This window comes from Paenibacillus contaminans, assembly GCF_003285015.1.
Lineage (GTDB): Bacteria > Bacillota > Bacilli > Paenibacillales > NBRC-103111 > Paenibacillus_V > Paenibacillus_V contaminans.
On record NZ_QMFB01000013.1, the window covers coordinates 228,994 to 244,170 of the forward strand.

The window sequence follows — 15,177 nt, forward strand, 5'->3', positions numbered from 1 at the left end:
AATCTGCTGCCATGAAACATCCTCTTGCCGCAAAGTGCGGGATCATTCCCTACATGGTATTCGATAACTTCATGTCCGTAAGAACGATTTGTCCGACGATAATATCTTCGATTTCCGGTACGAACGGTCCCCGCAAATGAAAGAAGAAGTTGCATTCCGCCTCGTATCCGCCTTCGCGAATCATTTTACGCGTCGGCACGTAGCTGTATACGCCGTTCGTATAGCCCAGCGTCAGGGTCGTGCGCGAGCTGCCGAACAGCTTTTTGATGAGAAGCGAGTACTCGGTTGAAACTTCCCCTTCCATGGCGACCAGCCGCGTATCGTCGTCAAGATGCCAAATGCAAATGCAATGAGGCAGACGGTCTTTGATCGTTCCGTCCTCGATCGCCCTCATCGTCCGTTTTGCAGAATTCCAATAGAACGCATTATAATCGGGGTGATTCGTCATCGGCTCATAGAAAGCGGCCTCCGTTTGCTCCGTATATAGAAGAGGATCCGCCAGCGCCGTTTTAAAGTTGCAGCGTACAGGAGTAAGCTCCCCTTGCTTCAGAATAGCTTTGACATCGTTCGCAAGCTCCGTACCCGAATCGATCATTTCCGCGATGGACAAGCTTTTGAAGCGGCTTCCGGCAGCACTTCTAAGCGGCTTCAATTCGCCCCCGCAGCCTTGAAGGAATAGCGCGGTTGCACCCGGATACGACTCTTCCAGCACACACGAGGTTTGACCGGCGAAGTCGTTGGACAACAGCATATTATCCGGTCCCATCGCTGTCGTATGGCAGCCGTAATTGTACAAAATGCCTTTCACCATGCCCGAGCGGTCCGTAAGCGTCACGACTAGCAATTCCTTATCGATTTCGCCTTCGTAGTAAGGCGCCCATATTACCCCGTCCCCGTCAGGCTTGCGTCTGCTGACCGCAAAATCGGATTTCCCCCGCCCGATCGCAAGCTCGCCTTCTTCCAAATGATCGCGGCAGTATGCCGTCATCTGCAAGATCGTATCCCGCATGAAGCGAAAGAAAGCTTCATCCTCGCTGTAATCAAGCTGCGTTTCGCTATCGGTCCACCCCTCCTGAGCCATGCTGTATGCACCGCGGCGCAATCCGGCATCAAGTCCGGTCAAAAATACCGAATGATGCGTATGCGAAAAATTGATCAGCACTTCGTCGTGCCCCAGCCCAAACTTCTCCTGAAGTGCGTCCTTGATGCCGACGACGAAGCTGCGGTCCGAACCGAGCGCGTCGATCGTCAGGATAAGAAGCGTTTTGTTCGCTTCCAACATGGCTGCCTTTACGTAGAGTTCGTCGTGAACGCCTTCGCTTTTTTGGGTTCTGCCGCCGAATCCATGCATGAAAACGGGTCTTTCCGGTGTCATTCGCTCACTCTTCAGGCAAAACCTCATCACAAACGCCTCCGTAAAATAATAAGAATTTGATGACATCACCAATCGACATGCTTATTCAAAATAGCCGATCAACCGCCCCGCCTCATTTCATTTGCCTTACTCCTTCACCGATCCCAGCAGCGCCCCTTTGACAAAATATTTTTGCAGGAAAGGGTACACGAGCAAAATCGGCAGCGTTGCAAATAAAATAATGCCAGCCTTCATCATTTCCGGCGTCGCCGCGAGCAAATCTCCGGACGGCTTGTTCAGCACGCTGTCATCCTCGATGATCAGACTGCGCAGCAAGATTTGCAGCGGATACAAGTCCTTGCTCCGAATGAAGATGAGCGCGCTAAAATAAGAATTCCATAACGTTACCGCCTGAAACAGCGCCAGCGTCGCGTTTACTGCCATCGAAAGCGGCATCGCGATGCGCGCATAAAGACGGAACTCGCCACAGCCGTCCATCTTACCGGCGTCGAACAATTCGGACGACAAGCCTTGAAAGAAGGTACGCATAATAATGACGCCAAATGCATTGATCGCCCCTGGAAGCATAAGCACCCACAACGTATTTTCCAACCCCAGCGAGCGGATGACTAAATATCCGGGAATCAGCGGGGACGTGAAAATAAACGTGATCAACACGAATTTCATGATCAAACCTCTCGCTGGCGCATTCGGACGGGATAAGCCGTACGCCATTGTCGAAGTGAAGAAAAGATACAACAGCGTTCCCCCGACCGTTATCGTAATGGTGACGCCCATCGACCGCCAGAGAGACTCCATGCCCAATATGGTTTTGTACACGTCCAAATTAAAGCCTTTCGGCCACAAATATACCAGCTTCGCATTTGCGTAAACGGAAGAGCTTAACGACACCGCCGCAAGATGAATAATCGGGGCTACCATCGTTAGCGCCGCGATCGCCAAGAACGTCCCGTTCACCCACTGAAAGATGCGATTGGATCTGTTCACACGCTCGTCCTCCTAGTAAATGCTTTCGCCGGTTGTTTTTTTGCTGATCGTGTTCAGGCCGACGACAAGCGTCAGGCCGACAAGCGACTGAAACAGACCAATCGCCGTTGTGTAGCTGAATTGCGCCTTAAGCAGGCCGACGCGGTATACGTAAGTGTCCACCACTTCCCCGACATCCCGGACCAGCGGATTAAGGAAAATCAACAATTGCTCCGTATTGGAGTCCAGTACCGTTCCGACCCGCAGCAACAACAGGACGATGATCGTTGGCAGCAGCGACGGCAACGTCACATACCAGATTTGCTTCCAGCGGCCCGCGCCATCTACGACAGCAGCTTCGTACAAGCTCGGATTGATGCCGGCCAGCGCCGCCAAGTATATAATCGTTCCCCAGCCGACTTCCTTCCAAATTCCGATTGCGACGACGATGCCGCGGAAATATCCGGTCTCCGTCAGAAAATCGACCGGCGCAGCGCCAAACCAGCCCCGTATAGCGTTAATCACACCGTCCAGCGACAACAGGTTGATGAATATGCCCCCGACGATTACCCAAGATAAAAAATGCGGCAAATACAGCAGCGTCTGGATCGGCCGTTTGAACCACATTTTCGACACCTCATTCAAGAGCAGGGCCAACATCAGCGGAGCCGGAAAGCCGAACAGGATGGACAGGAAGCTGAGGGCAAGCGTATTGCGCAATACATTGAAAAACTCGTCATACGTAAAAATGGTTACAAAATGCTTGAAGCCTACCCAATCGCTATGCAGGATGCCCTTGAACATGTTGTAGTCCTGAAAGGCGATCACATTGCCGGTCAACGGCGCGTAGCGAAACACAAGAAAGTGCAGGATACCGGGAAGCATCAAGACGAGAAGCGCCCAACGGTCCTTCTTCATCATTCTGGTTAACATAGCGTTTCTCTCCTTCGCAGCGGATGCGTTCAGCCGGCCCCCTGCCAGATGGGCAGATGCCGGTTCTCCGGCAGGGTCTGGTCATCCGCTCCGATTACTCTATCCGGTGAACGATGCTCTATTTTTTATTTTGCTCGTTGTACCATGCCGTCGCTTCCTTAATTGCTTCGTCGCCGCCGCGGCGCTTCCACTCGCTGACGAACTTGTCGAATGCGGGATCGAGCTCTTCTTTGCCGGTGATGACTTTGGCGAACATATCGAGGAACAACGTCCCTGCGCCGGTACCCGGCACAATCTCCGGATGCGTTTCGTAAGCTTTGAGCACCTTCATATCCTTGTTGTCGGCGGGAAAGATCGAATTTTTCCCGATCTCGATGCCGCGGAGCAGCGCCTCGCCGTTCGGGGCAAACTTCAATGCATCCGGAACCATCCGGCCGTCGCCGCGCGGGTTGACGACGAGCTGGTAGAAATCCGACGCATTCTTATCCGCGTTCGCAGGCGCTTTCGGGTCCCATTTGACCGCTCCGTTCTCGACTGTATAGTTGTTCCCCTCAATCCCATAGGCAAAAAACTTGTTTGCTTCATCGGACCATACCCAGTTCAAAAATTTGATCGCGTCTTCCGCATGCTTGGAGGAAGAAGGAATCACCCAAGTGTAAGAGAGTCCGCTAGTCGGAAAGTTCAGGCTGCCTTTTCCTTTCGGTCCGATCGGCGGTTCGACCATGCTTAATTTGACACCTGGTTGATTGACGAATTTATCGAGACTCCAGCTGGAATTCAGGTTCATCACCTCGTGCATCCACAAACCGGCTTTTCCCTGGGTAATGCCGGCGTTCCAGTCGGCCGTTTTATTCGTAAACAGGTTCGGATTGATGTAGCCTTTGTCGTACAGCATTTTCCAGAACTTGATTGCATCCTTCATCTCCGGACGAATGATGTCAGGGATCATTTGACCGTTCTGAACATGCCATGCAGCAGGCGAAACGCCGAACTCGGTAAAAAACAGGTCGGAATAGATCAAATTTTCGCGTACATAGAAGCCATACTCGTCGTTAGGATCGCCGTTGCCGTTCATATCGTTCTGCTTGACGGCTTCGAAATAAGCAAGATACTCGTCGATCGTCTTCGGCTGCGGCATTTTCAATTTATCCAGCCAGTCCTGCCGGATGAAAAGCGCTCTGGGAGCCGACAAGGCAGCCAACGTCGGAATGCCGTATATTTTGCCGTTCTTACTGACATTAGGACTGTTCCAGGCTTCCTGCGGAATTTTCTTCTTGATATTCGGTCCATATTTATCGATCAGCGGTCCGAGTTCCTGAAAAATGCCCTGATCCACTGCCCCCGGATGCGTGGAAGCTTCAATGGCGCCTACGCGCATCAAATCCGGCAAGTTGTTGGAGGCGAAGCGCACGGTTAATTGCTGATCATAATCTTGTCCGTGCGTCAGCAGCTCGTATTTCAGGTCATAGCCGGATAGCCTGGACATTTCTTTAAGATACGGATCGTCGGCTACCTTTGCTTCTTTCCCGTATACGGAGTTGGCATGCGTGGTCAAAATTTGCAGCTTGACCGGCTCTTTCGGCTTCTGGCTCTCCTGCGGCTTCGCACTATCCTTCGGCGCGGCGCTTGTTCCCGCAGCCCCCCCGGAATCTTTGGAACATGCTGGCAATACGACCAGCAAAGCGCTCATTAGAGCGAGCCCTGCGGCAAGCTTTTTGTTTCTCTGTTTCGTCATGCTTCTTCTCCCTTTCGATCGTAGTTTGCTGCCGCCTGTTTCGCCGGCAGAGCAATCGTAGCTTCAACCGCGCATACAGCGCAATTTTCACGTATTTACCGCAGGCAAAAAATGAACATTTCCCGCAAAACAAGCATCTCTGCACTCCTGCCTATACGAAAACCAAGCAAAACACCGCGCATCAGGAGCTGCACGGTGCGATAAATCCGGGCGCGGATCTACTTGTCCTCTCCTTGCTCAGCCTCTCCTGTCCGCTTCCTATACTCCCCAGGCGGCAAGCCTGTATATTGCTTGAACGTCCGATTGAAATTTTGTACAGTCGAGTAATGTAGCCGCTCGGCGATTTCTTTAACCGGCATGTTCGTGCGGAGCAGCCACTCCTGCGCCTTCATCATGCGCTCCCGGATCAAGTAGTCGGAAAAATACTCCCCGGTTTTCTCTTTAAATAACCGGCTCAAATGCGAGACTGATATGTCGTACTGCCGGGCGATCTCCTGCAGATCGGCGTCCCATCCGTCATGCACATGCATCAAAACATGCTGCACGGCTTTGTCCTGACGCGATACCTGCGCAGTATCCATAAACGCGACGACGGAAGGAAATACGGAACCGGCCAGCCATTCCTGCACAGCGGAAAGCGTGCTTAAGCTGTGGAGCTTTTTATGCAAATCCTCCGCAAAAATGTCCCTCAGCTCGCAGCCATACTCATGCAAAAGCGAATCCAGCTCGACGAGCAAATAATCGAAAATGCCGAACATTGTTTCCGGATTGGCGACGGATTCGCCGATTCGTCCGGCCAGCTTGGACAACAACCCGTTCGCTTCGTTAAGGCTGCCCCCGGTCAGATTCGTTAATATACTCTTCTGAAGGCTGACGATTTCGCGGCCCGATTGAGCGATCGCCGGCTCGGTTTCCTGCTCGGTTATCGTCACATTCGGTCCCATCAGGATACGGTAAGCGGACAGCTCCGTCGCCTCCCGATACGCCTGCTTGATGCCGTGGTAGTTCTTATAGGAACGGCTGATCGCCACGCTTACGGTAAATTTAAAATATTGCTCTGCGCCAAGCCGGATGTCCGCGGCGATATCTCCCAGCTTGCGCTCCGTCTCCTCCTCCGCTTCGCTTCCGCCGGATTCGCCGATAATAAGCGCCACCTGGCCCGGCTGCGTAGTTAAGACCAAACAAGGGAAGACCGCTTCGCCTATTTCCTCGGCCATTTTGCGCAGCGCGTATTGGATCAGGGATTGGTCCTTCCCCTGGTAATTTTCCGTAAGCAATGCGTAATCGTCCGCCGTGACGAGACAAACCCGGAACGCGGAGCCGTGCAGCGGCAGCCCGAGCTGATCGCGCTTGTTGCGTATTTCCGCATCCGTCATGTCCCCCCATAGCAGATGACGCGACAGGTTTTCCTTCAAGGACGGCAGATGGGCGTTAAACTGGCTGCGCAAATGACGGTTGTCGCGAATCGTTTCGTTCAATACCGATTCCAGCATTTTCAGCCCGTCGCTGCCTTCCATACTGCCGGCATATTCCTCGGGCACCCGCTTGAGCATGCGTTCGATCGGAATATACAGCCTTTTCGAGCCGGTCAGCGCGACAATGATCCAGAAGGCGACGATCGCCCCGATAATCTCCCACGTTACTTTTTTGATCGCGGCCGATCGTTGCGTCATTTCAGCCGTCGGCGTCATTGCGATGATCGTCCAATCGTACGTTTTCAACTTGAGCGATGACAGTTGATACGCAACCCCGTCAATCTTGATCGGACGGTCGAACCCTTGCGGGTTTTTCCAAAATTGATACAAATCGGTAGTCGAAGCCAACTTCGCTCCAATATCCTTGTCGTTGCTGCTGATCATCACCCTGCCGTCCTTGTCCACGACCGCCATACGTCCCCGGTACTGCCCCTTCTCCTCGCTGTCGCCCAGCACTTTGGACAACTCCTCGATGGATACGCTCAGCACCGCGATCCCTTCCGTATAGTAGGAATGAAGCGGGATCGGGCGAAACAGCATAAGCTCCTTATTGTTGTACGTATTCGGCGTCACGACGAATGGCGCGTTGCGGTTCGTTTGCGTATTTTGCATAATCGTTTCGTAAACGGATCGCGAATAAGGAATGGATTGATGGATAACGGAGTATACGTGATCAAACTTTCTATAAATGACCGTAACATCATAGCGAATGGGCGAGTAGTTCACCTGCTTGCGCAGCGTCTCCGCCATATCCATCGTCTGGCTCACATCATTGCGGTCCGGCGGCCCCGATTCGACGGATCGCTCGACAGTCACGTTCGTGGCGATGGAGACGGCGTGAATGCCTAGGTTCTCCATCAGATGGTTCAGCCGGTATTCGACCTGCTTGAGCAGCGCCTGGTGATTGAGGTCGACTTCCTCCTGAATGCTGCGCGACGCGATCGACGAGGAGAGCAGGCCGACCAGCAGCACGGGAACCGCGCTGATTGCGATGGAGTAAAGCGCCAGTTTTCTTTTGAACGATACGTTTGCTAACCATCCGTTTTTCCGTTTCATGCGTATACCCCCAGTTGAAATGGCGTGGATGCCTTTACTTTATCGAAAAGCGGTTATATGTTCCGAATGAAATGCCAATAACAGCTACCGGCTGTCAACCAATAACTGTCATGTGCAGAACGCGCGCCCAGTCCTATAGAAACGGCGGAAACCCGCGTAAACTCAACTATAGTTGGAGTTGTCCTACAATACAATGATCAAATTTGCGGCGGAAGCAAAAGATGAGCAGTTTGCGAAATAAAAGAAAAACCGGCGGTAATACAAGGATAAACGCCTGTCGGCGTCTTTGTCGCCATACGTTTACCGTAGAAATATAAGGAATTATCATGTGAAACATATAAAGTCTTATATTTTAAGAAAAAAGACGCCAGGTTTCCCCGCGTCCCTCTCGTTTACCTATTCACTCGTTTCAGGCATATGCTCGTCTTGCGCTTCCACGACCGAGCCGTCGTCGAGCCGCAGCCAAGATTCGAAGCCGCGCTCGCCCGCCTTCAGCTTAATAACCCGCGCTCCCCGCGGAAACCCTTCCCGTCCGTACGTGCTGTATCCGCTCGCTCTGCCGTAGCAAAGACGGATGCCGTAATGCTCGCCGCAGAAATCGTTGATGTGGTCATGGCCGACGAACGTGCCGGTTATATCGCCGTTCTCGAGCATGGCGGCGAATAGCCCCGAGTTCACTTTGGAGCAGCAAACCCGCTCCCACTTCGAGCCGTAGCAGACCGATTTCTCCCAAACCTCTTGATACTCAGGAATCGGGATATGGAAAAAGGCCAGCGACGGCAGCGGCGTTCCGCCGTTTTGCGCCTTGTACGCTGCGGACAACTTGCTGTACCACTCGATTTGCGACGTTTTTATCCAATCGTAGCCGCCGATTTCCGGAGCGTACGCGCCCGAATCGAGAAAATATAAAGCCGCCTTCGTCAGGCCGTCCTCTTTGGACGCTACTTCCACGACATAGTTGCCTACGCCGTACACTTCGTCCGGGCCCGCCTCGCCGATGCCGAACTCGCTTTGCTCCTGCACTTCCATCAGACTGCGCTTGGGAACGGGGGCGGTGCCGCCCTCGTCGTCATGGTTGCCGAATACGGCAGCCCATACGAGTCCGCGCTCCTCAACGGCGGCAACCGCTTGGCGGTATGCGGCCATGCCGTCCGGACAGCGGACGCCGACGATCGTATCGCCTGTAAACACGACCAGATCCGGCTTTTCGGCATCCAACACAAGCTCCATCAACCGTCTGCTGAGGCCGTCCTTCTCGTCGCCGCTCTCTCCCCAATGAACATCCGTAAATTGGACGATCTTAAACGTCCCGTCTTCCCGAAAATGCAGCTTTTTCGCCATCCCGAAATCCTCTCCCACTCTATGCAGCTATCGATATCGTCTTGTCTTCTGACTCTTATTCTATCGAAAAAAACGCGAACAATCAACATGAAACAATGTAAAACAACACAAAAACAACATCAAGATTTGAATGCCTCTTTTGCATCTAGAGGCGGTTAACGACCATTATTAAGGTACTCGAGATAGCGAAGACGGCCAAACGGCACCTTGTTTCCTTCTGTATTCAGCTTTTCAGCAAACGTTCGGATTTCCGTTGACGGATGATTACAATACGGATAGTATCGACTTTGAGGCGAGGCAAGCGATAAAAGGTCGATGGCTAAGGGGAAACGGCTAAGATGAAGCTGAATTTGAAAAGTTATAGCGGCGTTATGCTTGCTTGGACCGCATTTTTACACACGATTGTCGGAATTATCATTTACCGGGAACAAATCGCCGATATCGCAAGTGATGGGTTTATCAATGCGGTTAAACCTCAGCTGCACGCCGGCAGAGCGGCCGCTTTCTGGTTTTTGATGGCCGGCGTTCTTATGTTTATGCTCGCCCGCTTGATGAACTGGCTTATTCGGGTCAAAGGAACGGTCGTACCGAAATTCGTCGGCGTCTACTTGCTGGCGCTCAGCCTGATTGGCGTATTTTTCATGCCGGTATCCGGCTTCTGGCTCGTCATTCCGCAGGCAATCATTATCATCCGAAAGTAAGCGTCATTCGTTGCCGAGGTAGCGGATCGTATTCATTTGAAAAGCTTGCTACCGTTCCACATCCCGTTCGCTGTTACGAGCATTCGATTCGATTTCAGCCTTTTCGATGATCCCGGTAATAAAATCGTGCTTGGCATTCGTATAGGCGGTTCTGTCGTGGCGATGCTTTTCCGCAAGTTCTCTCTTTAACCGGTCGTAGCCGCGCAGCGCTTCCGGATGGCTTCGCAAATAGTTTCTGAACAAAAGCTGCCTATTCCACTCCGTACCGCCGAATCTGTAAACGTGCAAATGGTGGGTTCCCGCTCTCCGCAGCCCTTTTCGAAAAAACCTTCTGTTCGGAAAATGCTCATGAACCACATGCTCGTATCCGATTTCGCTCAACGCTTCAATATATTGCTCGGCCTGCTTTAAATCCGCGACACCTGCCATAAAGTCGATGACCGGTTTTGCCCCTAAACCCTCGACGGCCGTGCTCCCGATATGCTCGATGCCAAGAAGGTCGCCGCCAAAAATCCCCTGTATACGGATCGCTTCTTTCCGGTATTCCAAAGCCCAGTCCGGATTGTAATCCTCAATCGCTACTTGTTCCATGACAGTCCTCCGCTAATATTATTTGCTTAATGTCAAAATCATTCCGGAGGGGCCGGGAGCAGTTCTCCCAGAAACCAAAAAGATATAAATACGAGCACGATGATCCCAAGCAATATCCCCAAAATTAATCGCCTTATTTTGAACATTCCTTAACAGCCCCCACTCCCGGCCTTCATACAAACTGGAATATCACAAAATCAACATACGCGCTAACTGAATCATAACTCCTGAAGCGCCGAGAATAGGACTTTTCAAACTGGCTCAATGTTGAAATCAGCGTTTGCCTTCGAATGCGCAAGCGGCGCTCATTAGAGCTCAGGTCGGAAGATCGGACAACGTTTAGATCGCGCTGCCGTACTAACGCCAAAAAAAAGTAATGTATACGATTTTTCATACACATTTGTCAAAAATCCGCGAATAGAGCTATTTGTATACGATTTTTCATATCCATTCGACCGAAACCCCGGAGACAGAGCAAATATATATGATTTTTCACATACATTCATCGGGGATGCCTACTCCGCATTTTATTACATTATTTCACAATTATAACACTTGGCGTCTTACGTTTGCTGAACATAATATTTCCATAAAAAAAGAGCCGCCGCCGGCTGCCGGCAGGGCTCTTATGTCTTTATATTAGCGGTGTCTCCCTCTTCCGTCCCAATGCTCCAAAATGATTAGGCATATCCGGGATCCGCTGCGCGGCGGATGAAGGCTTTATCTCATAGTGAGGCTCGAAAAACCGGTCGAGAATAAACCCGGCCTTCATGAAATCATTTACATACTGGGAAATGGGCCGATGATACGAGCCTAATACGGAACGAAGCGTGCCCTGGCCTTCCGATTTCCAAAATTGAGGCGCATATTGGGATACGATTCGGGAACCGTCATCCTGCAATCCGCAAAAAGGAGAATGAAAGCAAGGATGCATGACCATCCAGACGAAAACTCCCCCGGGTCTCAGTATGCGCATGGTTTGTTTAAAAACCGCCAGGTGATCGGGAACGTCCATCAGCATTAAACTGGAAACTACGGCATCGAAAGACTCATCTGGAACGGACGATAACGTCATCGCGTCTTCGCACACCCAATTTACCTGACCGGTAAGGCCCCGGGCGTATGATAACAGCTTTTGACTGGCGTCTATCCCGGTGACGACCGCCCCCAAACTGCTCAATTGATAAGCAAGCTCTCCTTGTCCGCATCCAAGATCGCAGATTGTTTTCCCCGCCACGTTCATTTCAAGATTCAACTGCTCGATGAGGTAACGATGCGCTTTTCTCGGTCCGCCATGCTTCACCGTTGCAACGTACTGCTCAGCAAATAGGTCGTAATTGATCATCGGACATCCCGCCTCCGCGATGGAATATTTTGTATCCCTTTTTATATAGTAATTCCAAAGCGAACGGTATGTATAATATGTAAATTCGAGCGAATCGTTCTATTATCGAGATGACTTTTGCAAATATCATGCTGAAAAAGCGAACCATCCGACTTCAGCAGCCAAAAAACGGCGATGCTGCTCCGGCTGAACCGGCGGCAGCACGAGGTTTGACAGCCGACGAATACCGCACGCCGAGAGTCGCGTGCGGTGTGGAAGAACGCCTCGTTATTTGCCCATTAAATGCTGGAGCACATGCCAGTCGAGACCCTCGTAGTCCCGGGCGGCAATATATTGGCGCTCCGCTTCTTTGTCGTACGTCCGCACTTTCTCAACCAAACGAAGAAACATTTTTTTGCTGTTCTCCAAATGTTTGAACGAGAGCTCTTGTGGCTGCGTCCGCATCACTTTCACGTCCAAGCCGACGAATTCCCCGTTCTTCCCGTAGCCGTTCTCTTCCAGCACGCGAACCTGGTTAAAGGCGCGGCGCAAATTATCCGATGCGAACGATTTGTCCTGATCGTATTTCAATCCGTTCTGGTCGTTAAGATGGACGCTCCACAGCTTGTTAAACGCCAGCGCATATCCCATCTCATCCGAAGGATCGAGGCCGGCAAGAATGCAATGGGCCGTTTCGATCAGCCCGCCCACCCGATCCGGATCGCGGGTCAGCGAAGCTAGCGCCAGGGTGTGTCCGATTGTCGGAATATAGCTTTGATCCATCGGTTCGTTCGGCTTCGGTTCGATCAGAATACGTATGTTAGGGTTATACTCAAGCAGTTGATTGATCGCTTCTACGATATAGTGGACGGAGGCGACCGGGTTTTTGGCTTCGCGAATATACGTCCCTTCCCGCGCCAGCCACAGCACAATATTGTCGGTTCCCATCACTTGGGCGATATCGATCGCCTGCTTGGAACGTTCGATGGCGTATAGCCGCTCCTGCGGATCGTTGGAAGTAAACGCTCCGTCGATCGTTCGAGGGCTCTCCCATAAACGCGGAGCGAGAATTTCCGTGACAAGGCCAAGCTCATCCAGCCTTTGCCGCACTTCTCCGGCTTCCTTCAACACTTGCGAATGCGATTTGCCCTCGATATCCGCCACGACATCGTCATCGTGAAATTGAATGCCTTCAAATCCCAGTTCCCGGTACGCGGCCAGCTTTTGCTGGAAGGTATACGACATTCTAACCGTCGGTCCGAACGGGTCCGCCCCTTCGTGAATGTTCCAAGGCCCGAATGAAAAACGATACATCGCGATCTCCTCTTTCCTTTTTTAAAATTTAGGCAGTGTGATCCAGCTTTTGCTTTTCGCCGAGTTTTCGACTGCGTCCAAAATGACTTGATTGCGGTACCCGTCCGTAAAATTCGGCGACGGGCTTTTGTTCTCCGCAATGCCGTTCATCAGCTCATGGACGATATTGATAAACGTGTGTTCGTAACCGATAATATGTCCGGCCGGCCAATAAGCGCCCGCATAAGGATGAATGTCCTCCGTGCAGCTAATATTGCGGAAGCCTTGCTCGCCCTTCTCGTCATCCTCGACATACAATTGCAGCTGGTTCATGTTCTCCATATTCCAGCGGACCGAGCCTTTGGAGCCGTTGATTTCGAACGAGTTGCCGTTGCGGTTCCCCTTGCCGAATCGGGTCGCTTCGAACACGCCGAAGGCTCCGTTCTTAAACCGGGACATAAACGCCACGGCATCGTCTACGTCTACCTCGCCGATTTGCTCGCCGCTAACCTCGGCATGTAAGCCTCCGCTCATTTCTCCCAAAGGACGCCGCTTGATAAACGTGTCCATCATGCCGACGACTTCGCTCATTTCGCCGACCAAATAACGCGCCAGATCGATGGAATGCGCCATAAGATCGCCATGCGTGCCGGAGCCGCACACCTCTTTGCGAAGCCTCCATACGAGCGGAAACTGCGGGTCCATGATCCAGTCCTGCAAATATCGCGACCGAAAATGATAGATTTTCCCGAGCTTTCCGCTGTCGATTAGCTGCTTGGCAAACCGGATGGCCGGCACGAAACGATAATTATGACAAACCATGTGCACAACGCCGGCTTTGTTCACCGCCTCCAGCATTCGGCCCGCTTCCTCGACATTCATGGCAAGCGGTTTCTCGCATATCACGTGTTTGCCAGCCTCGGCTGCGGCAATCGCGATTTCCGCATGCAGATGATTGGTAACGCCGATATCGATGAGATCGATGTCGTCCCTTTCAATCAGCCGACGCCAATCCGTTTCATAGGAATGCCATCCCATTCGATCCGCAGCCGCCTTGACGCCCGCTTCATCCCGCCCCACAATCGCTTGCATAACCGGCTCGACCTGCGTATTGAAGTAAAAAGGCAAGTCGCGATAAGCGTGACTATGAGCTTTCCCCATAAACTTGTAGCCGATCATGCCGATGCGTACCTGTTGCTTGGCCATCGTTCGTTCACCTCATCCCCAAAGTATCGGTCCTCTTTCGAGAGAAAGGGCGACCTTTTCCGCACCACGCGCGACTCCCGGCGCCACGTTGCCCGGTAACATGTTGGCTGTAAAACCTCGTGCGGTCATGAATGGCCGATCGCTTCCTCCAGCCGGCGGGCCGCCGTTTTGGCGTCATCGTCGCTGATTTGCCGGTGGAATACAAAACGCAGCGTGTGTTCGTTATACAAATAGGCGGCGACGCCCCGATGCAGCAGGCGGCGCAGCACTTCATCCGCCGCAAGCCCCGTGCCGGACACGTCGGCCATGACGATATTCGTCCGGACGGACTCAAGCTCAATAGCGACGCCTGCGATACGCTGCGCTGCGGAAGCAAACAGTCGGGCCCGGCGATGATCCTCGGCGATCACGTCCGCCATTTCGTTCAGCCCGATCAATCCTGCCGCGGCGATGATGTCCGCCTTATGCTGGCTGTCTCCGCCGAGCGTCCGGGCAAGGCGCGACGCTTTCCGGATAAACGCCGAAGAGCCGCATAATAAAGCGCCTTCGAGGGCGCTTATTCCCTTGTTCAAATTAAGCGCGACCGAATCGAACGTTTCCGTCAACGGACGAACCGGCGAATGCAGCGCAACCGCCGCGTTAAAAACGCGAGCTCCGTCCAAATGTACGGAAATGCCTCGCTCCTTCATCGCCGCGCAAACTTCTTCCGTATAAGCCAAAGGCAGAACTGCACCGCCGCTTGCATTATGGGTGTTTTCCAAGCAGAGCAGCTTCGTATGCGGCCGATGCGAAAAGACGGAGCGCCCGATGGCGGCGCGGATATCCGACAAATCGATCGCGCCGCGGCTCCCTTTCAACAGCTTCGGATAAATACCCGCAATGGACGCCATCCCCCAGCCTTCCGACCATGCAATATGGGAGCTTTCCTCCAAAATGACCTGATCCCCGCGATCCGCATGCGCCATGATGGCGACCAGATTCGCCATCGTGCAGGAGGGCAGCAGCAGCGCCGACTGCATACCCGTAAGCTCGCATGCCCTCAACGTCAGCGTCTCAACCGCTTCATGGCCTTTGAAGGGAACCGCGTTCAGCGCCACAGCTTGCATCGCTTCCCACATCCTGCTTGTCGGCGCCGTTCTCGCATCCGTTCCGAGATCGATATAGCGGCCGTCGTTACTCAT

The 15,177-nt window shown here is 52.5% G+C and carries 12 protein-coding genes; 1 reads left to right on the plus strand and 11 read right to left on the minus strand.

The annotated features are described in order from the left end of the window. Window positions 1–49: 49 nt before the first annotated feature. The 6 genes from DQG23_RS22180 to DQG23_RS22205 form a co-directional block, all read right to left on the minus strand. The gene (locus tag DQG23_RS22180) at window positions 50–1,375 is read right to left on the minus strand and encodes a neutral/alkaline non-lysosomal ceramidase N-terminal domain-containing protein (RefSeq protein ID WP_158560642.1); all 1,326 of its coding nucleotides are present in this window, start codon (window positions 1,373–1,375) and stop codon (window positions 50–52) included. A gap of 126 nt (window positions 1,376–1,501) precedes the next feature. Further along, window positions 1,502–2,362: a carbohydrate ABC transporter permease gene (locus tag DQG23_RS22185; RefSeq protein WP_238177976.1), complete on the minus strand. Its 861-nt coding sequence runs from the start codon at window positions 2,360–2,362 to the stop codon at window positions 1,502–1,504. A gap of 12 nt (window positions 2,363–2,374) precedes the next feature. Beyond that, complete coding sequence (locus DQG23_RS22190) at window positions 2,375–3,274, minus strand: ABC transporter permease (protein WP_238177977.1); 900 nt, start codon at window positions 3,272–3,274, stop codon at window positions 2,375–2,377. Between the two features lie 118 nt (window positions 3,275–3,392). After that, window positions 3,393–5,009: an extracellular solute-binding protein gene (locus DQG23_RS22195; protein WP_113033069.1), complete on the minus strand. Its 1,617-nt coding sequence runs from the start codon at window positions 5,007–5,009 to the stop codon at window positions 3,393–3,395. A gap of 218 nt (window positions 5,010–5,227) precedes the next feature. Further along, on the minus strand, window positions 5,228–7,540 hold the full coding sequence (locus tag DQG23_RS22200; protein WP_113033070.1) for a helix-turn-helix domain-containing protein: 2,313 nt from the start codon (window positions 7,538–7,540) through the stop codon (window positions 5,228–5,230). Between the two features lie 396 nt (window positions 7,541–7,936). Beyond that, a complete protein-coding gene (locus tag DQG23_RS22205; protein ID WP_113033071.1) occupies window positions 7,937–8,881 on the minus strand; it encodes a metallophosphoesterase family protein in 945 nt (314 codons plus the stop codon). A 338-nt stretch (window positions 8,882–9,219) separates the two neighbouring features. Between DQG23_RS22205 and DQG23_RS22210 the strand changes: the two genes are divergently transcribed. Then, window positions 9,220–9,582: a DUF6463 family protein gene (locus tag DQG23_RS22210; protein ID WP_113033072.1), complete on the plus strand. Its 363-nt coding sequence runs from the start codon at window positions 9,220–9,222 to the stop codon at window positions 9,580–9,582. Between the two features lie 48 nt (window positions 9,583–9,630). Here the strand turns inward: DQG23_RS22210 and DQG23_RS22215 are convergent, their stop codons facing one another. The 5 genes from DQG23_RS22215 to DQG23_RS22235 all read right to left on the minus strand — a co-directional run bounded on the left by DQG23_RS22215 (window position 9,631) and on the right by DQG23_RS22235 (window position 15,177). Next, entirely contained in the window at window positions 9,631–10,173 is a 543-nt protein-coding gene (locus DQG23_RS22215) for a GrpB family protein (protein WP_113033073.1), read from the minus strand. A 634-nt stretch (window positions 10,174–10,807) separates the two neighbouring features. Beyond that, on the minus strand, window positions 10,808–11,518 hold the full coding sequence (locus DQG23_RS22220) for a class I SAM-dependent methyltransferase (protein ID WP_113033074.1): 711 nt from the start codon (window positions 11,516–11,518) through the stop codon (window positions 10,808–10,810). Between the two features lie 267 nt (window positions 11,519–11,785). After that, complete coding sequence (locus DQG23_RS22225) at window positions 11,786–12,811, minus strand: TIM barrel protein (protein ID WP_113033075.1); 1,026 nt, start codon at window positions 12,809–12,811, stop codon at window positions 11,786–11,788. Between the two features lie 21 nt (window positions 12,812–12,832). Continuing rightward, on the minus strand, window positions 12,833–13,996 hold the full coding sequence (locus DQG23_RS22230; protein ID WP_113033076.1) for a Gfo/Idh/MocA family protein: 1,164 nt from the start codon (window positions 13,994–13,996) through the stop codon (window positions 12,833–12,835). 125 nt (window positions 13,997–14,121) lie between these two features. Continuing rightward, on the minus strand, window positions 14,122–15,177 hold the full coding sequence (locus tag DQG23_RS22235) for a GntG family PLP-dependent aldolase (RefSeq protein WP_113033077.1): 1,056 nt from the start codon (window positions 15,175–15,177) through the stop codon (window positions 14,122–14,124).

What these genes read in the sequence shown, in the direction of transcription:
- DQG23_RS22180 (WP_158560642.1), bottom strand. Translation starts at nt 1,375, where the DNA reads ATGACACCGGAAAGACCCGTTTTCATGCATGGATTCGGCGGCAGAACC.
- DQG23_RS22190 (WP_238177977.1), bottom strand. Translation starts at nt 3,274, where the DNA reads ATGTTAACCAGAATGATGAAGAAGGACCGTTGGGCGCTTCTCGTCTTG.
- DQG23_RS22195 (WP_113033069.1), bottom strand. Translation starts at nt 5,009, where the DNA reads ATGACGAAACAGAGAAACAAAAAGCTTGCCGCAGGGCTCGCTCTAATG.
- DQG23_RS22200 (WP_113033070.1), bottom strand. Translation starts at nt 7,540, where the DNA reads ATGAAACGGAAAAACGGATGGTTAGCAAACGTATCGTTCAAAAGAAAA.
- DQG23_RS22205 (WP_113033071.1), bottom strand. Translation starts at nt 8,881, where the DNA reads ATGGCGAAAAAGCTGCATTTTCGGGAAGACGGGACGTTTAAGATCGTC.
- DQG23_RS22210 (WP_113033072.1), top strand. Translation starts at nt 9,220, where the DNA reads ATGAAGCTGAATTTGAAAAGTTATAGCGGCGTTATGCTTGCTTGGACC.
- DQG23_RS22215 (WP_113033073.1), bottom strand. Translation starts at nt 10,173, where the DNA reads ATGGAACAAGTAGCGATTGAGGATTACAATCCGGACTGGGCTTTGGAA.
- DQG23_RS22220 (WP_113033074.1), bottom strand. Translation starts at nt 11,518, where the DNA reads ATGATCAATTACGACCTATTTGCTGAGCAGTACGTTGCAACGGTGAAG.
- DQG23_RS22225 (WP_113033075.1), bottom strand. Translation starts at nt 12,811, where the DNA reads ATGTATCGTTTTTCATTCGGGCCTTGGAACATTCACGAAGGGGCGGAC.
- DQG23_RS22230 (WP_113033076.1), bottom strand. Translation starts at nt 13,996, where the DNA reads ATGGCCAAGCAACAGGTACGCATCGGCATGATCGGCTACAAGTTTATG.
- DQG23_RS22235 (WP_113033077.1), bottom strand. Translation starts at nt 15,177, where the DNA reads ATGAGTAACGACGGCCGCTATATCGATCTCGGAACGGATGCGAGAACG.